15 protein-coding genes are annotated in these 20,636 nt (G+C 72.0%); 12 read left to right on the forward strand and 3 right to left on the reverse strand.

Annotated elements, in window-relative coordinates:
- Window positions 1-58: 58 nt before the first annotated feature.
- Entirely contained in the window at window positions 59-1,144 is a 1,086-nt protein-coding gene (locus tag ACFVIU_RS29265; RefSeq protein WP_385846167.1) for an NAD(P)-dependent alcohol dehydrogenase, read from the reverse strand.
- A 510-nt stretch (window positions 1,145-1,654) separates the two neighbouring features.
- Between ACFVIU_RS29265 and ACFVIU_RS29270 the strand changes: the two genes are divergently transcribed.
- The 12 genes from ACFVIU_RS29270 to ACFVIU_RS29325 are packed head-to-tail and all read left to right on the forward strand — an operon-like array spanning window position 1,655 to window position 18,243.
- Entirely contained in the window at window positions 1,655-4,780 is a 3,126-nt protein-coding gene (locus tag ACFVIU_RS29270) for an amino acid adenylation domain-containing protein (RefSeq protein WP_385846168.1), read from the forward strand.
- A gap of 60 nt (window positions 4,781-4,840) precedes the next feature.
- Window positions 4,841-5,788 carry a fatty acid desaturase family protein gene (locus tag ACFVIU_RS29275; protein ID WP_385846169.1) on the forward strand — a complete coding sequence of 316 codons (948 nt, stop codon included), beginning with the start codon at window positions 4,841-4,843 and terminating at the stop codon, window positions 5,786-5,788.
- On the forward strand, window positions 5,785-6,453 hold the full coding sequence (locus ACFVIU_RS29280) for a GNAT family N-acetyltransferase (protein WP_385846170.1): 669 nt from the start codon (window positions 5,785-5,787) through the stop codon (window positions 6,451-6,453). Before ACFVIU_RS29275 ends, ACFVIU_RS29280 begins: the two co-directional genes overlap by 4 nt.
- 16 nt (window positions 6,454-6,469) lie before the next feature.
- Window positions 6,470-8,158 carry an aspartate aminotransferase family protein gene (locus ACFVIU_RS29285; protein ID WP_385846171.1) on the forward strand — a complete coding sequence of 563 codons (1,689 nt, stop codon included), beginning with the start codon at window positions 6,470-6,472 and terminating at the stop codon, window positions 8,156-8,158.
- A gap of 23 nt (window positions 8,159-8,181) precedes the next feature.
- Window positions 8,182-9,699 (forward strand): AMP-binding protein, encoded by a 1,518-nt coding sequence (locus ACFVIU_RS29290; protein ID WP_385846172.1) that lies wholly within the window; start codon window positions 8,182-8,184, stop codon window positions 9,697-9,699.
- On the forward strand, window positions 9,696-10,673 hold the full coding sequence (locus tag ACFVIU_RS29295; RefSeq protein ID WP_385846174.1) for an amidohydrolase family protein: 978 nt from the start codon (window positions 9,696-9,698) through the stop codon (window positions 10,671-10,673). Before ACFVIU_RS29290 ends, ACFVIU_RS29295 begins: the two co-directional genes overlap by 4 nt.
- Complete coding sequence (locus ACFVIU_RS29300) at window positions 10,673-10,942, forward strand: phosphopantetheine-binding protein (protein ID WP_385846175.1); 270 nt, start codon at window positions 10,673-10,675, stop codon at window positions 10,940-10,942. Before ACFVIU_RS29295 ends, ACFVIU_RS29300 begins: the two co-directional genes overlap by 1 nt.
- A gap of 26 nt (window positions 10,943-10,968) precedes the next feature.
- Window positions 10,969-11,949 (forward strand): amidohydrolase family protein, encoded by a 981-nt coding sequence (locus ACFVIU_RS29305; RefSeq protein WP_385846176.1) that lies wholly within the window; start codon window positions 10,969-10,971, stop codon window positions 11,947-11,949.
- On the forward strand, window positions 11,949-12,773 hold the full coding sequence (locus ACFVIU_RS29310) for a shikimate dehydrogenase family protein (RefSeq protein WP_385846177.1): 825 nt from the start codon (window positions 11,949-11,951) through the stop codon (window positions 12,771-12,773). Before ACFVIU_RS29305 ends, ACFVIU_RS29310 begins: the two co-directional genes overlap by 1 nt.
- Window positions 12,774-12,825: 52 nt before the next feature.
- On the forward strand, window positions 12,826-15,993 hold the full coding sequence (locus ACFVIU_RS29315; RefSeq protein WP_385846178.1) for an amino acid adenylation domain-containing protein: 3,168 nt from the start codon (window positions 12,826-12,828) through the stop codon (window positions 15,991-15,993).
- Entirely contained in the window at window positions 15,986-16,795 is an 810-nt protein-coding gene (locus ACFVIU_RS29320; RefSeq protein ID WP_385846180.1) for an alpha/beta fold hydrolase, read from the forward strand. The genes ACFVIU_RS29315 and ACFVIU_RS29320 overlap by 8 nt, the downstream gene beginning before the upstream one ends.
- On the forward strand, window positions 16,792-18,243 hold the full coding sequence (locus ACFVIU_RS29325; RefSeq protein WP_385846181.1) for an MFS transporter: 1,452 nt from the start codon (window positions 16,792-16,794) through the stop codon (window positions 18,241-18,243). The genes ACFVIU_RS29320 and ACFVIU_RS29325 overlap by 4 nt, the downstream gene beginning before the upstream one ends.
- A gap of 26 nt (window positions 18,244-18,269) precedes the next feature.
- Here the strand turns inward: ACFVIU_RS29325 and ACFVIU_RS29330 are convergent, their stop codons facing one another.
- Window positions 18,270-19,418, reverse strand: coding sequence for an MFS transporter (locus tag ACFVIU_RS29330; RefSeq protein WP_385846183.1), 1,149 nt, complete (start codon window positions 19,416-19,418; stop codon window positions 18,270-18,272).
- Between the two features lie 41 nt (window positions 19,419-19,459).
- Window positions 19,460-20,476, reverse strand: a complete 1,017-nt coding sequence (locus ACFVIU_RS29335; RefSeq protein WP_385846184.1) for a LuxR C-terminal-related transcriptional regulator — start codon at window positions 20,474-20,476, stop codon at window positions 19,460-19,462.
- Window positions 20,477-20,636 lie beyond the last annotated feature (160 nt).

A 20,636-nucleotide genomic window follows, 5' to 3' on the forward strand; every position in this document is an offset into this window, starting at 1 on the left:
ATTCCCCGAGGCTGCCTTGTTTATGAAGCCTGCGCCGGGGCACGACGCATAGTCCGTGTCAGAACGTGAGGACGGGTTTGACGACGTCCGTCCGCATGCGGGCGACCGCCTCGTCGATGTCCTGAAAGGCGAACGTGGAGATGACCCGGTCGGCGGGGAAACGGCCCTGCGCGTGCCAGTCGAGCAGGAGGGGCACCAGCTCGTGCGGGTTCGCGTCGCCCTCGATGCTGCCCCGTACCGTCTTGCCTCCTCTGATGAGGTCCATCACGTCGAGGCCGATGTCCCCCGCCCCGAGGCCGACGACGACCAGGGATCCCAGCGGGGCCAGGGCCAGAGCCGCGTTGCGGATCACACCCGGGACGGCGGTGGTGTCGAGGCCGTGGGTCGCGCCTCCCGCGGTAATCTCCATGATCTGCTCGACAAGGTCCTCGCTCGCGCCGTCGAGGGCGTGGGTGGCACCGACTTCCGTCGCGAGGGTCCGCCGCTCCTTGGAGAGGTCGACGGCGATGACGGTGCCGGCGCCCAGGGCCGCGGCGGCCATGACCGCCGCGAGTCCCACCCCGCCGACGCCGTACACCACCAGGCTGGAGCCGGGAGTGGGCCGCAGCAGGTTGACCACCGAGCCCGCGCCGGTCAGGAAGCCGCACCCCATGGGCGCCGCAGTCACGAGGTCGGTGTCCCGCGGAACGACGACGACGTTCTCGCGCGTGGCGAGCGCGTGCCGGGCGAAGCTCGACTGACCGAAGAACGAGGACCAGACGTCGCCGCCCGGACGGCTGAGGACCGAGCTGCCGTCCTCGCGGCGCCCGGCGTTGTTCAGGGCGATGAACCGCTCGCAGTACGCGCGCCGTCCGGCGGCGCACCGGGCGCAGGCGCCGCAGCTGTTGTAGCTCAGGACGACGTGGTCTCCGGCTCTCACACCGGTGACATCGGCACCGGTCGCCTCCACCACGCCGGCGCCTTCATGGCCGTACACCGCGGGAACGCCTGCGGGCATCCGGGCCTTTATGGCCAGGTCGGTGTGGCAGATGCCCACCGCGGTGAGGCGGACGAGGATCTCGTCGGGGCGGGGGTCGGAGATCTCGACGTCCTCGATGGTGAAACCGGTGTCGGGTCCGTGCGAGACAGCCGCTTGGGTGCGCATGTGATTCTCCGGGTGGGACGGTCAGGGCTACCGGGGGCATGAGGTTCCGGGCCGAGCCCGTCGGAGCCGATGAAGTAGGCGGCCACGTCGGGGTGTTGGGGTGGTCGGGCGGGCCCGCGCGGACTGATCGTACATGGCCAGGAACGACCCGAGGCGGCCGCGCGGCGCAGGCCGGTCGGCCTGGCCCCCGCCCGCGGCCGGCGTCCGGCCAGGTGGAACGGGCTCTCTTGTGCACGTGGCAGAAAACCGCGTTCTGTCACGCGACCGGAATGCATGGCTGTCCGGTTCCAGTCATGTCGTGTTCAGGTCACCCAAGATCGTTGCGACACGGGGAGACCTGCGGTGAAGATGAAGCCAGGGGGTCGGACTCACCGGACCAGAGTCGCAACGCCGCTCGCTGAGAGATTTCTGGCCGTCTCAGCCATTTCACCTGCACACCGCCCACAGGCCTCATTGCCGCGGCCCTAGGGCTCCGTCGGAATGCCCGGAATTCCTTGGAGGCCCACTGTGATGCGCCAGTCCGGCGAAAAACCGAGCCGACCCCTCACCGCAGCCCAGCTCGGGGTCTGGTTCGCCGGAGAAGCAGCAGACCCGGACGGATCCACCTTCAATGTCGGTGACTACCTCGAGATCAAGGGCCCGGTGAGCGCCGAGACGCTGACGCTCGCGCACCACCGGCTCAGCGCGGAGGTCGAGGCCTGCCGGGTGACCTTCGCCGAGGGCGAGGACGGCCCCGTGCAGCTCCTCGGCGACGAACCATGCTGGCCGTTGACACGAGTCGACCTGCGGGACCGCTCCGACTCCCGCGCCGCCGCGCTCGCCTGGATGGAAGCCGACATGGGGCGGCGGACGGACCTGGTGGCCGGCCCGCTGTTCTCCGCCGCCCTGTTCCTGCTCGCCGACGACCACCTGCTCTACTACCGCCGCGGCCACCACATCGTGCTGGACGGCTGGAGCCTGGACCTCGTGGGCCGCCGGCTTGCCGAGATCTACACCGAACTCGCCGGCGGCGTCCCGCAGTCCCGGTCCGCGCCGCTCGCCCCGATGGAGATCCTCCAGCAGGAGGACAGCGCCTACCGCTCCTCCACGCGCCGTGACCGCGACCGCGACTTCTGGCTCGCCCGGCTCGCCGGGGCGCCGGAGCCGCCGACGCTCTCCCCGCGGCCGTCACCCGGCCCGCGCGGGACACAGCGCGTGAAGACCGACCTCGGCCCGGCGCGCGTGGCAGGGCTCCTCGCCACCGCCGAACGCCTCGGCGTGGCCTGGTCGGAGCTGGCCATCACCGCCACGACGGTGTACGTCGCCCGGCTCACCGACCGCACCGATGTGACCCTCGGCATGCCGATCTCGGGCCGCACCAGCAAGGCGGGCCGCACCGTGCCCGGCATGACCGCCAACATCCTTCCGCTGCGGGTGACGTGTGACCCCGCGGACAGCTGGTCGGAGCTGGCCCGGCGGGTGCGCTCCGAGATCCGGCAGATCACGCTGCACGGGCGGTACCGCGCGGAGGAGCTGCTGCGCGACCTCGGCCTGGTCGGGCGGGGCCGGCAGATCTCCGGGCCGGTGGTGAACGTGCTGGGCTTCGAGTCGGACCTCGCGTTCGGGCCCTGCACGGCCCTGCGGCGCAGCGTGCAGGGTGTGGGCGTGGACGACATCAGTGTCACCTTCCGGCAGTCGTCCGCCGACGAGGTGGAGCTGATCGTCGACGCCAATCCGCGGCTCTACACCGAGCAGGAGGCACAGGACCACCTCAGGCGCCTGCTCGACTTCCTGGACCAGATCCTGGAGATCGGACCGGACACCCCGGTGTCCCGGCCGGACCTGGTCGGCGCCAAGGAACGGGCGCTGCTGCTCGACTGGGGCACCGCGGCGGATGCCGGCGGCCCGCACCACCTGGTCCCCGACCTCTTCCACGTGCAGGCCGCCGCGACCCCCCACGCCGTCGCGGTCGAGGACGGCACCACGTCCGTGACGTACGCCGAACTCGACGCGCAGACCAACCGGATCGCCCGGCTGCTGGCCGCCCGCGGGGTCGGACCCGGCGATGTGGTGGCCCTCGGACTGCCCCGCTCGATCCGGCTGGTGGCCGCCATGGCGGCGGTCCTCAAGGCGGGCGCCGCCTACCTGCCGCTCGACCCGGGCTATCCGGCACCGCGGCTGGCCTACATGGCCGCCGACGCCCGCCCGGTACTGCTGCTGGTCGACGCGAGCACCCACCAGGCGATGGAGGCGCTGGACGCGATCCGGGTGAACCTGGACGACCCGAGCGTGCAGGGCCGGCTCGCCCGGCTGTCCGACGCGCCCCTCGGCCAGGCGGACCGCATCCGACCGCTCGACCCGGAGGACCCCGCGTACGTCATCTACACCTCCGGCTCGACGGGTTCGCCCAAGGGTGTGGTCGTCCCGCAGCGCGGCGCCGCGAACCTGCGCAACCTGGCCACCGAGTGCTTCGGCCTGGGAGCGGACACCCGGCTGCTCCAGTTCGTGTCACCGAGCTTCGACATGTCGGTCGCCGACGTGTGGATGACCCTGCTGACGGGCGGGACGCTGGTGGTGGCCGACAAGCCGCGCCTGCAACCCGGCCCCGAACTGGAGCGGCTGCTCACCGAGTCCGCCGTGACCCATGTGATGCTGCCGCCCTCGGTGCTCCAGGTGCTCGACCCCGCGCAGGTCCCCGCATCGGTGACGTTCGTGGTGGCCGGCGAGGCCTGTACACCCCAGGTGGTGCAGGACTGGACCGGCGAGCGCCGACTCATCGACGCCTACGGACCGACCGAGGCGAGCGTCTACGCGACCGTCAGCGACGAACTCACCCTGGCGGACGCGCCGGCACCGCCGATCGGCAGGCCGGTACCGGGCTTCCGGGTCTATGTGCTGGACGCGGGACGGCGCCTGGTCCCGGCCGGCGTGCCCGGTGAGCTGTACATCGCGGGCGTCGGACTGGCCCTCGGCTATCTCGGCCGCCCGGAGCTGACCGCCGACCGGTTCGTACCGGACCCCTTCGGTCCGCCCGGCAGCCGTATGTACCGAACCGGGGACCTGGTCCGCTGGACCCCGGACGGCAACCTGGTGTTCCTCAACCGCAACGACGACCAGGTCAAGGTGCGCGGCTTCCGGATCGAGCTGGGCGAGGTGGAAACGCTTCTGCTGCGGCTGCCGGGCGTCGCCCGGGCGGCCGCGATGGTCCGGGAGGACCGGCCGGGCGAGCGCCGGCTGGCCGGATACGTGGTGCCGGCCGACGGCGCCACCCTCGACCCCGCCGCGCTGCGCGCCCGCCTCGCCGAGCAGGTGCCGGGCCATCTGGTGCCGCTCGTCACCGTGGTCGACACGCTGCCGCTCACCCCGAGCGGAAAGATCGACCGCGCCGCCCTGCCCGCACCGGCGGTGGCCCGTGCCACAAGCTCGGGTGCCCCGCTGACCTCCGCCGAACAGCGTGTCGCCGACCTGTTCGCCGACGTCCTGGGCGTGCCCGCGCCGGACGCCGACGCCGACTTCTTCGAGCTCGGCGGCGACTCGCTGTCCGCCGCGCGCCTGCTCGGCAGGGTACGCGCCGCGTTCGGCGTCAGGCCCACCATGCGTGAACTGTTCGACGCCCCGACCGTGGCCGGCCTCGCCCGCCGGGTCTCCACCCCCTGACCTGCGCCCGCAATCGCTGACACAGGGGCCGGCAACCACGCCGCCCCCTTGGGAGAAGGCATGCTCGAAAGCACGGAACAGTATCGGGAAACACCGGAGTTACTCGCCAAGTACAAACACCTGCGCCGGGAGATAGACGGCCGGATCTTCGCGGCCAAGCTCGCCCTGGTCGCCGTCCTGCTGGCCGGCGGCATCTGGCTCACCCTGACCCCGGCCCTGTGGGCCCGGGCGCTCGGCACGGTCGTCGTCGGGCTCATGTTCGCGCACATGCTGGAACTCCAGCACGAGACCCTGCACAGCATCGCCTTCCGCGGCCGGCGCCTCAACGTCATCGCCGGTGTGATCCTGGGCCTGCCGACGCTGGTGTCCTTCGCCGCCTACCAGGTCTCGCATCTGCGGCACCACCGCGACCTCGGAACCCCGGAGAACCAGGAGTTCTTCGACTACGGGGACCAGTACGGCAGCGAGAAGAGCACCCTCGTGCGCACGACCGGGCTGTGGCTGTACCGCCTGTCGATGATCGCCCACTACAAGCAGTTCCTGCTGACCAGCGGACGGGTCCTGACCGGCCGCGACATCGGCGAGGAGAGCCCGCTGACCCAGCGCCGCATCCGGCGCGACCACCTGATCATCCTCGGCACGCTGGCGGCGTCGGTCGCGGTGTGCGCGCTCACCCACTCCTGGGCCGTGGTCTGGGCCTGGCTGCTGCCGATGGCGCTGGTCGGGCTGCCGGCGCACGCGCTGATCGAACTGCCCGAGCACTTCCGCTGCGACACCGACACCCCGGACGTGTTCCAGAACACCCGCACCATCACCTCCAACCGCTTCATGGCGTGGCTGACCAACACCAACAACTTCCACGTCGAGCACCACCTGCTGCCCACCCTGCCCTTCCACAAGCTGTCCGAGATGCACCGGGACGTAGTCCCCCAGGCCCGCTACCACCACCGCAGCTACCGGGACTTCTTCCGCTGGCTGGTCCGCGGCGAAGGGAAGGCCGAGCGATGACCGACGAGACCACCTACGCGCTCGCGACGAGCACCGCGGACAAGGAAGCCGTGATGCGGCTGCGGGACCAGGTGTACGTCCAGGACCAGGGCCGGCTCGACGACGCGGGCGACATGGCCGGGACCTTCGACCGGTTCGACGCGTACGCCGACTACATCCTCGCCCGGCTGGACGGCGAAGCGGTCGGCTGCATCAAGGTCGTACGCGACTCGGAGCTGGGGCTGCCCTGCGAGGACGTGGCGGACCTGACCGAGTTCAAGGACGGGCACACGGTGGTGGAGCTGGGCCATCTGATGACCCGGCCCGACGTCCGGCACCGGATGCTCGGCATGGGCCTGATGCGCGCGGGCCTGCTGCACGGCATCCGGTGCGGCGCCACCCGGCTGGTCGGCGACTTCTTCGTGGACGACACCGGCGCGCTGCGCGGCTTCTACCAGTCCCTCGGCTTCGTCGCGCTGTGCGAGCCCTACCCCGACGAGCGGTTCGCCGGCGCACCGCTCAGCCTGGTCGGCGGCCTCGACTTCGCCGGCGCCGCGGAACGGATCGCCCACAGCGACGGCAAGGAACGCCAGTTGCTGGAGTACTTCTTCGGCGACTACGCCGAGCAGCGCCGAGCCCACGCGGCACAGACGGAGGACCCGGTCCTGGCCTCCGGCTCCCACTGACGAGAAGGCAGCGGACGTGCGTACACAACGCCAGACCCTGGCCGAGACGAAAGCGGCGTACAACCACCCCACCTACGCCAAGATGGCCTTCACCATGGGCTGCGGCGTGCAGGGCCGTGGGGAGGGATGCCATGTCTACGACGAGACCGGCCGGCCCTTCCTGGCCCTGTTCGACCAGTACGGCAACCAGTCCTTCGGCTACTCGCACGAACGGCTGGTGCAGGCCCTGCGGGACCGTCTGGACACCGCCAACCTCAACAGCACGAAGATCCTCTTCGAGGAGGTGCAGATCCGTCTCTCGGAGCGCCTCGCGCGGCTCTCCGACGGGCATCTGCGCTACTCCTACCTGGCCAACGGCGGCGGCGAAAGCATCGACAACGCCCTGAAGCTGGCCCGCGCGGCCACCGGCAGGCCGTACTTCGTCACCGCCGTCGACTGCTTCCACGGCAAGACGATCGCCACCCTGAGCGCCTCCCGCCGGCCCGAGCACGAGGCGGTCTACCGGCCGCTGATGAGCGAGTTCCGTCAGGTGCCGTTCGGTGACATCGCCGCGATGGAGGCGGCCGTGGACGAGAACACCGCCGCCGTGCTGCTGGAGCCGGTGCAGGCGGAGGGCGGTGTCATCGTGCCCTCCGAGGACTATCTGCGCGAGGTGCGCCGCATCTGCACCGAGCGCGGCGCGCTGCTGATCCTGGACGAGATGCAGACGGCCTTCGGGCGCTGCGGCACCTTCTTCGCCCACCAGCAGTTCGGCGTCCTCCCCGACCTGGTGTGCATCGGCAAGGCCTTCGGCGGCGGCCTGCTGCCGATCTCGGCCGTGCTGGGCACCGCGGAGGTCTGGACCTCGCTGAAGCGCACCCCGTCCACCTTCGGCTCCAGCCTGGGCGGCAACCCGCTGTCCTGCTCGGTCGGTCTCGCGGCCGTCGAGCTCGCCTCGGAACCGGAGTTCCTGGCCCGGGTGAACGCCCGTGCGGAGCAGATCCAGCGGCGGCTGACGGAGCTTCCCGCCCGTTTCCCCAAGCTGGTGCGCGCCCACCGGGGCCTCGGCATGATGCACGGCCTGGAGTTCCACGACGAGGCGCTCGGCGGCCTGGTGCTCCGGCTGCTGATCAGGCACCAGGTGACCTCGACGTACTCGCTGTACAACAACAGCGTGCTGCGGGTGCAGCCGCCGATGGTGATCGGCGAGGCCGAACTCGACCGGGGCCTGGACGTGCTGGAGGAGGTGCTCGCGGAGGTCGAGGCGTACCAGGCCGGCGGCGGCGCCACGGGCGTGGACGCCATGTCGCCGCAACGGCTGAGCGTGGAGCTGCCCTACCCCGCACCGGCGGTGCGCGAACTGCTCGGCCGGCGGCCCAGGTCGCTGGACCCGTTCAGCCTCCACCCCGAGCAGGAGGACTGCCCGCCGGTGGAACCGGAGTTCGCCGGCACCCTCGGCGAGGACCCCGTGGTCTGGGAGGACCACTACGCGGCGGGCCCCGACGGGCCGGTCCTGAGCGCGGGCGACTGCTGGATGTGGACCTCCCTGCGCCGCGGCTTCACCGTCGTGCCGTCGGGCGGGACCGCCTGCCGCGTCGACATCGACATCGAGTGGGACGCCGGCACCGGGGGCTACGAGGCCCTGCTCGCCGGAGGCATCAGCTGGTTCGTCGCGACCAGGGTCGAACAGCTCGCCGACGAGATCCGAAAGCACCTGGCCGAGTGAGGCCCACCGAGAGGAAGGCACCAGTGAGCGAAGAGATGCGGTTGCAGGGTCTGCTCGACCACTACACGGGCAACGACACGGCGACGGTGGTGGACATATCCATCAGCGGCACCCGCCGGGAGATCAGCCACGCACGGCTGGCCGAGCTGGTGCGGGAGCGGATCGACGACCTGCGGACGGCCGGGGTCAGGTCCGGCCAGCTGATCGGCATCAATGCCCGCAACAGCCTCGAATGGCTGGTCTGGGACCTGGCGACGCTGGAAGTCGGCGCGCATCTGTACGCGCTGCCCGACGGCACACCGCCGCCCGACGACGTCGAGGCGTTCCTGGCCGAGGCCGGGCTGGTCGCGCTGGTCGCCGAGCACGACGGGCAGGAGCCGTCGGCGGACGGCCCGGTGCTCTCCCCCGGCGACCGTCTCGCCGGGCGCCGGCTGCCGCTGGACGCCCCCGTCCAGGACCTGCCGAACCTGCACAGCCTGGTGTTCTCCTCGGGTACCTCCGGATCCCTGAAGGGGCTCAGGATCTCCCGCAGCGGCACCGAGTATGTGATCAACCGCTTCCTGGAGGCCTTCGGCGTCAGCGCCGAGGACCGGCATCTGATCTTCCTGCCGCTCTCCAACTACCAGCAGCGCCTGTCCGTCTACTGCTGTCTGTGGGCCGGTGCCGACGTGGCCCTGGCGCCGTTCCAACGGGTCTTCGCCGCCTTGCAGAGCGAGCGGCCGACCTTCCTGATCGCGCCCCCGGTGTTCTACGACTCCACGCTCCAGCTGCACCGCAAGGCGGGCAAGGGCCAGTCCCTGGACGCCTTCCTCGGCGGCCGGATCCGCTTCATGATCACCGGGATGGCGCCGATCCGCACCTCGACCCTGGACGCCTACGCGGCGGCCGGGCTGAGCCTGCTGGAGGCGTACGGCATGACCGAGTGCGGCATGATCGCCTGGAACACCGAGAAGGCCCGCCGCGCCGGCACCGTCGGCAAACTGATCGACCCGAGCGCCGTCACCTTCACCGAGGACGGGGAGCTGGTCATCACCCGGCCGGCCCCGCTCAGCCTCGGCTACTTCCAGGTGGACCCCGCGGCCGAACCGACCTTCCTGCCCGACGGATCCATCCTCACCGGCGACTTCGGCACGCTGGACGAGGACGGCTTCCTCACGCTGCGCGGCCGCCGCAAGGACGTCATCACGCTCGGCAGCGGACGCAAGGTCAACCCCGCGGAGATCGAGGCCCTGTTCGCCGGTGCCGAGGGGGTCGCGGAACTCGTCGTGGTCTCCTCCGGCACCTCCGGCCGGCTGGGCGCGGTGGTGAGCCTGGCCGGCCCGGTCACGGCCGAGACCGAGGCCGCGGCCCGCGCCGCGATCGAGAAGGTCAACGGCACCATCGAGCAGCACCGCCGGCTGGGCAGCCTGGTCTTCGTCGACCACCCGCTGCACTCCGACCCGCGGTTCCAGACCAAGAACATGAAGCTGCGCCGGGCAGCCGTCGAGGAGTACTTCGCCGAGTTGTCGGCCCGTCGCGAGAACAAGGGGGAACGCGCGTGACCAGCGCAGCCGGCCCGGAGCGGATCCGTATCATCGACGCCCATGTCAACCTGGGCAGCGACCTCGCGATCCCGCCCGAGTACATCAAGGAGCAGGCGGAGAACGCCTACCACCGGCTCTCCACGATGGGCCAGCCGGTCAAGCGCGACCGGATCTACGAGCGGGTCCACGCCCAGTACCAGGACCATGACGCCGACCGGCTGGTGAAGGAGATGGACGCCGCCGGAGTCGACGAGTCGGTGCTGATCGTCCCGGACTTCACCCATGTCGCCGACGCCAAGCTGACCCCGGTCGAGCTGGCCGAGCTGCACGCCGGCATCCTGCGCCGGCACCCCGGCCGGTTCCGGGTCCTGTGGGGTGTCGACCCGCGCGCCGGCGACGAGGGGGTGGCCCTCTTCGAGCGCTGCGTGGACGAACTGGGCTTCCAGGGGATGAAGCTGTATCCGCTGGCCGGCTACTCGCCCAGCGACCGGCGGCTGTACCCGTACTACGAGATCTGTGCGGCGCGCGGGCTGCCGGTGCTCAGCCACACCGGGCCCGGCTGGCAGGCCCTGGACTTCACCTACGGCCAGCCCCTGCTGCTGGACCAGGCCTCCCGGGACTTCCCGGGCGTCAACTTCATCATGGGGCACGGAGCGGTGACGCACGTCGAGGAGGCCATGTACCTGTGCGGCTACCGGCCGAACATGTACGTGGACGTCAGCGGCTTCGTGTCGGTACTGGATCCGGACGGCTGGCAGCACCACCTCAACCGGGTGTTCAAGCTGGGCCTGAACCACAAGATCGTGTTCGGTTCCAGCTGGCCGGCCTTCCGGCTCTCCGCGACGCTGGCCCAGGTGGTCGGCGAGTTCCGGGAAGGCTCCACGGTGTTCGCGGGCATCAAGCGTTCACAGCGAAAGATGATCATGGGGGGCACCATCGAGCGCCTCCTGACAGGAGACCGGCTGCCGGCCGGGCGGATGGGAGCACAGTGATGGCGGTCGACCTTGCGGCCCTGGAGCAGAAGCTGCTCGACTGGGTCGTCGAGTGGAACGAGGGCGAGTACGAGGGCGAACTCGACGCGGAGACCGACCTGTTCGCCGCGGGCGTCCTGGACTCGATGGGCTTCACCGGGCTGATCGCCTACCTGGAGGACGAGACGGACATCGAGTTCGACTACGAGCACGCGGAGGAGGCCGGCGCGTTCTCGCTCCGGGGCCTGCTGGCCTACTGCTTCCCCACGGCGGCCGCCACCGACGCCTGAGTCCGAACGAACGGAAGTGGAGAACCGTGACCAGTTCGACCGACCTGCCCGTCATCTTCGACGCGCACTGCCATGTGGCGTCCGCGGACTTCATCCCGGAACGCTTCGTGGCCGACGTCGCGGCCAACATCGAGCGACGGCACACCGCCGAGGGCATTCCGGCCCGCGCCGGACGGGCGCTGACGGCCCTTCAGGCCCAGCACCGGGACGACATGGCGGACGAGCTGGTCCAGGAGATGGACCGTGCGGGTGTCGCCCGCACGGTCCTGCTGGTGCCGGACTTCGGGCTGCTGCACCCGATGCGGCTGTCCCTCGACGAGATGGCCGCCCGCCACCACGAGATCCGGCAGCGGCACCCCGGACGCTTCTGGGTGTTCATCGGCGTGGACCCCCGGCGCGGAGAGGAGGGGCTGCGGGACTTCGAACGGCATGTGAGCGAGTACGGGTTCGAGGGCATCAAGCTCTATCCGCCGTGCGGCTACTCGCCGTCCGACGAACGGCTCTTCCCGTACTACGAGATCTGTGCCGAGCGCGGCCTGCCGGTCTTCGTGCACACCGGCCCCACCGCGGGCAGCTTCGCCTACGAGCCGGCGCACCCGCTCCAGATCGACCGCGCGGCCCGCTCCTTCCCGGGCGTCAACTTCATCCTCGGCCACGGCGGGCTGGTGCACCTGGACGTCACCGGGTACCTCGCGTCGTACCGCCGCAACGTCTACCTGGACATCGGCGGCTTCGCGGGCACGGCCTTCCCGCACGGCTGGGAGGCACATCTGAACCATCTGTTCCGGCTGGGCATCAACCACAAGATCGTCTTCGGTACGGACTGGCCGCTGAACCGCATGACCAACGGCCTGACCCGGCTGGTGGAGAAGATCGTGCACGGGCCCACCGTGTTCGCGGGCGTCAAACGGCGCGAACAGCAGCTGATCCTCTCCGGCAACCTCACCCGGCTGCTCCCGGCCGGTGCGGTGGACACCGTGCCGGCCACGGCCCTGGCGGGTGCGTGATGCCGGCCGGCTTCCCCCCGATCACCGGGCGCACCGCGCTGACCCTGCTGCTGGGCGACCCGGTCGTCCAGGCCCGCTCCCCGGAGCTGGTCAACGCGGAGCTGGAACGGCGGGGCCTGGAGGCCCGTCTGATGCCCCTGCGGGTGGCCGCCGACGACCTCGCCACGGTCGCCGCCGCGCTGCGCGTCACCGACACGTTCCGCGGCGCCGTGGTCACCATGCCGCACAAGCACGCCGTCGTCCCCCTGCTGACGACGGCCGGCGAGCGGGTGGCCCGCACCGCCGCCTGCAACGTGATCCGGCGCGAGGAGGACGGCTCCCTCACCGGCGACATGCTCGACGGCGAGGCCATGGTGCGAGCGATCCAGGACGCGGGCGGCACCGTCAAGGACGCCCGCGTGCTCCTCGTGGGGGCCGGCGGGGCGGCCTCCGGGATCGCCCTCGCCCTGGCCGACCACGGCGTGGCGGAGCTGGACATCACCAACCGGACCGCGGCCCGGGCCGACGCCCTCGCCGACCGGGTCGCGGCCGCCGTCCCGGGCGTCCGCGTCACCGCGGTGACGGCACCGGGCGACGGTTACGCCCTCGTCGTCAACGCCAGCGCCGTCGGCATGCGGCCCGAGGACGGCCCGCCGGTGGCGCCCGGCGTGCTCACCGGGGCCGAGGTCGTCGCCGACGCGGTCATCGCGCCCCGGCCGACGGCGCTGCTCGCGGCGGCCGCCGCGGCGGGCTGCGCCACCGTCGACGGCGGCCGGATGCTGGCCGCCCAGGTCGGCCTGATGGTGGATTTCATGTTCGCGGGCGACATGACACCGTCGACCTGAGCCGGAGCGGCACCGAGACCGTGAACGAGAGCGAGAGCGAGAACAGGGGACGATGAAGACGCCGAACGACGTCGGTAATGCCCAGGTGCAGCGGCTTCCGCTCACCCACGGTCAGGAACAGCTCTGGTTCCTCGACCGGCTCCACCCCCACCAGCCCGTCTACAACGTCCCGTTGGCCCTGCGGGTGCGCGGCCCGCTGGACCCCGCCCGGCTGCGGGCCGCGGCCGACCGGGTCGTCGCACGGCACGAGGCGCTGCGCGTCTCCTTCCCGGAGACCGACGGCGGCCCCGTCCAGCTCCTCGCCCCGCCCGCACCCGCGCACTGGGAGGAGAAGGACGCCGGCGCCGGCGAGCTGGACCACTTGCTCGCGGCGGAGGCCGCCCGGCCCTTCTCGCTGCGCGCGGGCCCCCTGCACCGCTTCCTGCTGCTGCGGCTCGGCCCGCACGACCATGTGCTGTCCCTGGTCTTCCACCACATCGTCGTGGACGGCACCTCCCTGGGCCTCGTCGTCTCCGATCTGCTGGCCTTCTACCGTGACGGCTCCGCCGCCGAGGAGCCGGCTCCGTCCTGGAGCGCCTGGGTGCGCCGGCGCCGCGAGGAGGTCGACGAGGCCGGCGAACTCGCCGCGGGGCTCGACTTCTGGGAGAACCGGCTCGCCGCGCTGCCCGTGCCCGAACTGCCCGCCGACCGGCTGCGCGGCTCCGCCCCCTCCACCAGCGGCGACCACGTCCGCCAGGTGCTGCCGCCCGCACTCGTCTCCCGGCTGCGGCAGCTCGCCCGCAGCCGCCGCGTCTCGCTGTTCGTCGTCCTCGCCGCCGCCGTCAACGTGCTGGTCAGCCGCTACACCGGCGAGGACGACATCCCGCTGGGCGTGCCGCTCGGCGAGCGGGGCGACCCGGAAGCCGAGGGCGTCGTCGGGCACTTCGTCAACATGGTCGTGTTCCGGACCGACCTGTCCGACGACCCCAGCTTCGGGGAACTTCTGGACCGGGTGCTCGACCAGACCATCGACCTGCACGACTTCGGCTGGGTCCCCTTCGAGCGGGTGGTGGAGCGGCTGCGCCCGGTGCGCGAGCCCGGCCGCAACCCGCTGTTCCAGGTCTCCGTCCAGCTGGTGGCCGACCCCGCCGCCCAGGCCGGGCCGGGGCTGCCGGACGCGGACATCGAGATCGTCACCCCGAGGATCCCGCAGTCCAGGTTCGACCTCGCCGTCAACTTCTTCGAGGCCGGCGACCGGATCACCCTGGATCTGGAGTACTCGACCGAGCTCTTCGACGGCTGGCGGATCGAGGCGCTGGCCCGCCATCTGACGGCCGTGCTGGAGGCGGTGGCCGAGGACCCCGGGCTGCGGCGGTCCGCCGTACCGCTGCTGACCGGCGCCGAGCGGGAGGAACTGCTGCGGGCCGGCACGGGCGACGAACTCCCGCTGCCCGCCGAGCCGTTGCACGTGCGGATCGCCAGGACGGCGGCCCGGCGCGGCGATGCCGTCGCCGCCGTGTGCGGGGACGAGCAGATCGGCTACGCCGAGCTGGACCGCCGGGCGGACCGGCTGGCGCGCCGGCTGCGCGGGGCGGGCCTGCGAGCCGGCGACGTGGTGGCCGTACTGCTGGAGAAGGACCTGGACGCCCTGGTCGCCGAGCTGGCGGTGCTGAAGGCCGGGGGCGCCTTCGCGGTCCTGGACCCCGCTCAGCCGCGGGCCCGGTTGGGCCTGCTGCTGGCCGACGCCGGGGCCCGGGTGCTGATCACCCGCGACCGGCTGCGCGACGCCGCACCGCCCGACCCGGACCGCGTCACGCTGCTCGTGGACGATCCCCGCCCGGCCGCCGACGACGAGTCCGACGCCGACGGACCGCTCCCGGAGTGGGCCACGGAACACTCCGCCGCCTATGTGCTGTACACCTCCGGTTCGACCGGCAAGCCCAAGGGCGTGGTCGTCGAACACGCGGCGCTGACCTGCTTCGTGGAGGGCTACCGCAAGGTCTTCCCGTTCGGCCCCGAGGACCGGCTGCTGCAATTCTCCGCGCTCACCTTCGACATGGCACAGGGTGAGATCTTCACCGCCCTCACCGTCGGCGCCACGCTGGTCCTGGTCCCCGCCGACACCGCCCGCTCCCCCGGCGAGCTGGCGGCGCTGATGCGGGAGAGCGAGGTCACCTACGCCGGCCTGATGCCCGCCCTGCTCGCCCTGCTCGAACCGGAACCGTATCCCCGGCTGCGCCATCTCATGGCCGGCGGCGACGTGCTGGCCGCCGAACTGGTCAACAAGTGGAACCTGCCGGGCCGGACCATGGTCAACATGTACGGCCCGACCGAGGCCGCCGTCGCCTGCGCCCACCACGTCTGCGCCGGGCGCACCTGGACGACCGTGCCGCCCATCGGCAGACCCCAGCACAACCGCCTGCTCTACGTCGTCGACCGCTGGGGCAACCTCGTGCCCCGCGGCGTCCCGGGCGAGCTGCTGGTCGGCGGACCCGCCGGGCTGGCCCGCGGCTACCTCGGCGCACCGGAGCTGACCGACGAGAGGTTCGTGCCGGACGTGTGGGGACCGGGCGAGCGGGTGTACCGCACCGGCGACCTGGTGAGCTGGAACGCCGAACACGCCCTGGAGTTCCACGGGCGACGCGACCACCAGGTCAAGCTGAACGGGCTGCGGATCGAGCCCGGCGAGATCGAGTCGGCCCTGCTGCGCCATCCCGCCGTGACCACCGCGGCCGTCGTCCTGCACACCTCCGCCGACGGCGCGAAACGGCTGGTCGGCTATGTGGGCACCCCGGAGCCCGCGGCCCTGGACACCGCCCGGCTGCGCCGCCTGCTCGTCGAGGCGGTGCCCGCCTACATGATCCCTTCGGCGTGGGTGCTGCTCGGCGAGCTGCCGCTCACCTCCTCGGGCAAGGTCGACCGGCGCCGGCTGCCCGAGCCGGGCCCGGAGCCGGACACCGCCCGGGCCGAGGGCGGGCAGTGGGGCAGCGAGCTGGAGAGCCGGGTCGCCGGGATCTTCTCGGAGGTGCTCGACGGCGCCGAGATACGCCCCGGCCAGGGCTTCTTCGACCTGGGCGGCACCTCCTTCCAGGCCATGCGGGTGGTCGGCCGGATCCACAAGCAGCTGGGCGCCGAGCTGAGCACCAGGACCCTGTACGCCCACCCCACGGTCGAGGACGTCACCGCGGAGGTGGCCCGGCTCCTCGGCGCCCCACGGAAGGAAGGCGCCAGTGATGTCTGACGACGCCCTGCTGCTGACCCTCGCCGAGACCGGCGCGCTGCCGCCGCTGTACTGCGTGCACGCCGTCTCCGGTTCACCGTTCCCGTACGTCCCGCTGGGGCGGGCCCTAGGCGCCGGCCGGCCCGTCTTCGCCCTCGAGGCCCCCGGCTTCGACAACGACAGCGCGCCCGTCACCGACGTCCCGGAACTCGCCGAGCGGTACGCGGCACTGCTGCACGCACGCCACCCGGAGGGCCAACTGGCCCTGCTCGGCTGGTCGTTCGGCGGAGTGGTGGCCCACGAGACGGCGCTCCGGCTCGACCGGGCCGGGACGGACGTGGCCCTGCTGGTCCTCGTCGACTCCACCTGCCCGGTGCCCGCACCGGTGCCCGCCGAGCCGGAACTGCTGCGCCGGTTCGTGCACGACCTGCTGAGCGAGGCCGGGGTGCCCGCCGACACGGTCCGCGCCACGGTCGCGGCCCTGCCCGAGGAGTCCTCCCCGGAGCGCTTCCTCGCCGCGGCGACCGCCGGTGACTCGCTGCTCGCCGACCTCTCCCCGGCCCTGCTGCGCCGCCGCTACGACGTCTTCCGCGCCCACGTCCACGCCCTGTACACGCACCGCGCCCGCCCCGGCCACCGGGGCCGGACCCTGTGCGTGCAGGCCGCCGAGTCACCCCCGGTGGGCCGTACCTGGGACGGCGTGCTCGACGGGGCCGAGGTCGTCACCGTGCCCGGCGACCACCACTCGATCTGGTCCGGGGCGGGCCTGGCCCGCATCGCCGCCGAGGTCACCGACAGGCTCGCCGGGGCGGAGGTCCGATGAGCGACGTCCGCGGAACGACGAGCACCCGCACCACGCCGGACCACACCCGGCAGGGGCGGCACCGCACGGTGGCGCTGCTGGTGCTGCTGGTGGCGCCGTTCATGGCGATGCTCGACACGTTCATCGTGAACATCGCCGCGCCCTCGATCGAGAAGCAGCTGCACGCCACCTTCGCCGAGGTGCAGCTCGTCATCAGCGGTTACATCGTGGCCTTCGCGGTCGGCCTGATCACCGGCGGACGCCTGGGCGACCTGTGGGGCCGCGGCCGGATGTTCCTGTACGGCATGGCCGGCTTCGGCGCCACCTCCGTGCTGTGCGCGGTGGCGGGCTCGGCCGGCCAGCTGATCGCCGCCCGCCTGCTCCAGGGTCTGAGCGCCGCGCTGATGCTCCCTCAGGTGCTGTCGCTGATCCAGGTGCTCTTCCCGCCCGCCGAGCACTCCCGGGTGCTCGGACTCTACGGGGCGACGCTGAGCTGCGGCTCCGTCACCGGTCAGGTGCTGGGCGGGGTGCTGATCACGTCGGATGTGGCCGGCCTCGGCTGGCGGCTGATCTTCCTCGTCAACATCCCGTTCTGCCTCGCCGCGGTGCTGATCGGCGCCCGCGCCCTGCCGGGCCGGGAGGAATCCGGCAGGCGCCCCGGATTCGATCCGGTGGGTGTGCTGCTGATCTCGCTGGCGGTGCCGCTGCTGCTCTGCCCGCTGGTCTTCGGCGCCCAGTACGGCTGGCCGCTGTGGGTGGGGCCGGTGCTCGCCGCCGCGCTCGCCGTGTTCGCCCTGTTCCTGCGGTGGGAGGCGCGGTTCCCCGCCGACAGCGGCTCGGCCCTGCTGCCGCTGCGGCTGTTCAGACTGCCCGGCTTCGCCAACGGCGTCCCCACCGCGCTCGCCTTCTACACCGGTAACTCCGGCTTCTACCTCGTGCTCGCCTTCCACCTCCAGAACGGCCTGCGGCTGTCCCCGCCGGCCGCGGGACTGGCGTTCGTACCGCTCGGCACGGCCTTCGCCCTGGCCTCACTGGCCGCCCGCAGGCTCGTGCCCCGGTTCGGCCGCAGGGCCCTGCTGGGCGGCACCGTGGTCATCCTGCTGGGACTGGTCTATCTGCCGGTCGGCGCCGCCATGGGCGGCGGCACGCTCGTCCGGGCGCTCTGGCTGGAGCCCGGCCTCGTCCTGTGCGGCATGGGGCAGGGCCTCGTCCTGCCGTCCCTGCTCTCCCTGGCCCTGCGGGGCGTGGACACCGCGGACGTGGGGGCGGCCTCCGGCGGCATCCTGATGACCTCCCAGTTCGCGGGCGCCCTCGGCGTGGCCGCGGTCGGCGCCGCCTACAGCTCGGCTCTCGGCGACCACTCCTATGTGCCCGCCTTCCGCGCGGGTGTCCTCGCCCTCGTCCTCATCGGCCTGCTGAGCCTGGTGCTGCTCGCCAGGCTGGAGTCCCGGACGAGAGAGCGGGTATAGCGCCTGCCCGCGTCCGTGGGGTGCCCTCATTCGGCCGGGACCGCGGCGGCCCGGTCGCCGGCCGGACGCGGCGGCCGGCCGGGGCCTGCCAGAACCGCCAGTGCCAGGGCCGTGAGCAGCCCGCCCACGAGGAAGGCACCCCGCACGCCCACGGCGGGCAGCAGCACCCCGCCCGTCGAGGCCCCCACCGCCACGCCCACGTTGAACGCGGCGGAGTTACCGGCCAGGCCCAGCTCGGTGCGGCCGGGCGCCGCGCGGAAGACCAGGTTCTGGGTCGCCATGAAGAACGGCCCCATGGACACCCCGAGCAGCACCAGCGCGCCCACGGTCACGCCCCGCCCGTGCCCGCCGGCCGCGTACAGCCCGCACAGCCCCGCCGTCTGACCGGCCACCAGCAGCACGGGCAGGGCGCGCGGGAAGCGGTCGAGAAGGGGCCCGGCCAGGACGACGGCGGCGAACCCGGCGCCGCCGTACACGGACAGCAGCATGCTCACCGCACCGCCGGGAAACCGTGCGACGTCACTCAGGAAGGCCGTCAGGTAGGTGAAACCGGTGAACACCCCGGCGGCCGACAGGGCGGTGGTGAGCAGGACGGCCGTGAAGCGCCGGGCGTCCGGCTCGCTGCCGCGCACGGCGTGCCCCCGGTCCGGAGGTGTGGTCGGCAGCAGCAGCGCGATCACGGCAAGGGCGACACAGCCTGCCCCGCCGAGCACCACGAAGGGTGTCGTCCAGCCGTATCTGCCGCCCAGCCAGGTGCCGGCCGGCACCCCGAGCACCTGGGCGAGTGAACCGCCCACCGACACCAGGCCGATGATCCGGCCGCGCCGTGCGGGCGGGAACAGACCCACGGCCACGGGTCCCGAGACCGCCCAGAACAGCGCCTGGGCGAGCGCGGTCGCCAGCCGGGCCGCCAGCAGTGCCGGGTACGAGCGACCGCACGCCACGGGTGCCCAGCTCGACAGGGCGAACACCGCCAGCAGACCGGTGAGCAGATGGCGGCGGGGCAGTGCACGGGTCATCTGGGCGACGGGCAGGGACATCACCGCCACCGTCACGCCGTACCCCGTGACCAGCAGACCCACGGCCGGGAGGGACACCCGCAGGTCCACGGAGATGAGCCGCAGCAGGCCGATCGGCAGGTTCTCGGTGGTGTTGAAGGCGAACGCGGCCAGCATGAGGGCGGCGACGACGGCGCAGCGCCGCCAGGCGGGGAGTCCTATGTCTCGGCGTCCCGTGCCGTGCCGGTGATCCAGCCCATCCGGGCCGCGCGCACGCCCAGTTGATACCGGGTCTGGACGTTCAGCTGGGCCATGAGGGAATTGACCGCGCGGCCCACCGTGCGGACCGAGATTCCCAGTTTTCGGGAAACGCTTTCATCCTTCATACCCTCCGACATCATTTGCAGTACGACCCGCTGCTGGGCCGTCGGCTGCTGTCCGCCGTCGGCCTCGTTTTCCGCCTCCTGGACGACGGGTTCGTTCACGGAAGCGAATGAACTGGCGTTGAGCCAGCAGAATTCGAATACCTCTCCCAGCATCCGGGTGATCTCCCGCCCGCGCAGCACGGTGACCGCCGAATTCCCCGGTTGCTGAAACCTCGGGGTAACAGCGAATAAATCATCGACTATGAGAAAGCAAAAAGGTACGTGATGGAGCAGCCGCACCTCGACCCCGGCCTTGTCGAGGGCCTTGAGGTGGGCGTACCCGTGCGGACTGCGCGCCGTGGACGCCAGATGGACGGCGCGCATCCGCACCCCCCGCTCCAGCGCCCTGCGGTCGCGCTCCCGGGCCGCCGCCAGCGCCTCCACCGAGGAGGAGACACCGGCGTGCATGCTGACGATCTCCTCCGTCGCCGACTCGGCGGCGTCCCGGAGCAGTTGGTCGATCCGGCCGCGGTCGGTGAGCACGTCCGCGTGGATGACCTGCATCTTCGCCGCCTGGGTGCGGGTGAACTCGGAGGCGACCACGGACATCGCCGCGTACGTCGTCTGCATCTCGCGCTGGAGACGGGTCCAGATGTCCTCGCTGCGCTGCATCAGCCGGGCGAGGGACACCTCCGGTGTCGACGTCACATGCCGCGCCGGGCGGGTCTCCCCCACCGCGCCGGCCGTGGCCGGCACGGGCTCCAGCAGGCCCAGTTCGATCAGCCGCTGCTGGGTCTCACCGAGCCGCGCGGTCGGTATCCGGGCCAGATCGGCGGCCTCGGTCACTCCCAGACCGGAGTTCCTCGACATGGCCCGATAGAGTTCCTGTACCCATGTGTCGAGGTCTCGTGCCGCCACCGGAGCTCTCCCTTCCCCTTCGCATACTGTCCACCGTCCCGGCTGCTGTCTCAATAGGCCGTGCGGCCCATACGGGAGACGGCGCGTCGATCTCTACCCATGAGAACGCGGA

Source organism: Streptomyces sp. NPDC127190, assembly GCF_042672505.1.
Classification (GTDB): domain Bacteria; phylum Actinomycetota; class Actinomycetes; order Streptomycetales; family Streptomycetaceae; genus Streptomyces.

Bases quoted from the DNA above. Each gene is read 5' to 3' on its own strand.
- ACFVIU_RS29265 (WP_385846167.1), bottom strand. From the start codon at position 1,144: ATGCGCACCCAAGCGGCTGTCTCGCACGGACCCGACACCGGTTTCACC.
- ACFVIU_RS29270 (WP_385846168.1), top strand. From the start codon at position 1,655: ATGCGCCAGTCCGGCGAAAAACCGAGCCGACCCCTCACCGCAGCCCAG.
- ACFVIU_RS29275 (WP_385846169.1), top strand. From the start codon at position 4,841: ATGCTCGAAAGCACGGAACAGTATCGGGAAACACCGGAGTTACTCGCC.
- ACFVIU_RS29280 (WP_385846170.1), top strand. From the start codon at position 5,785: ATGACCGACGAGACCACCTACGCGCTCGCGACGAGCACCGCGGACAAG.
- ACFVIU_RS29300 (WP_385846175.1), top strand. From the start codon at position 10,673: ATGGCGGTCGACCTTGCGGCCCTGGAGCAGAAGCTGCTCGACTGGGTC.
- ACFVIU_RS29310 (WP_385846177.1), top strand. From the start codon at position 11,949: ATGCCGGCCGGCTTCCCCCCGATCACCGGGCGCACCGCGCTGACCCTG.
- ACFVIU_RS29315 (WP_385846178.1), top strand. From the start codon at position 12,826: ATGAAGACGCCGAACGACGTCGGTAATGCCCAGGTGCAGCGGCTTCCG.
- ACFVIU_RS29320 (WP_385846180.1), top strand. From the start codon at position 15,986: ATGTCTGACGACGCCCTGCTGCTGACCCTCGCCGAGACCGGCGCGCTG.
- ACFVIU_RS29325 (WP_385846181.1), top strand. From the start codon at position 16,792: ATGAGCGACGTCCGCGGAACGACGAGCACCCGCACCACGCCGGACCAC.
- ACFVIU_RS29330 (WP_385846183.1), bottom strand. From the start codon at position 19,418: ATGCTGGCCGCGTTCGCCTTCAACACCACCGAGAACCTGCCGATCGGC.
- ACFVIU_RS29335 (WP_385846184.1), bottom strand. From the start codon at position 20,476: ATGTCGAGGAACTCCGGTCTGGGAGTGACCGAGGCCGCCGATCTGGCC.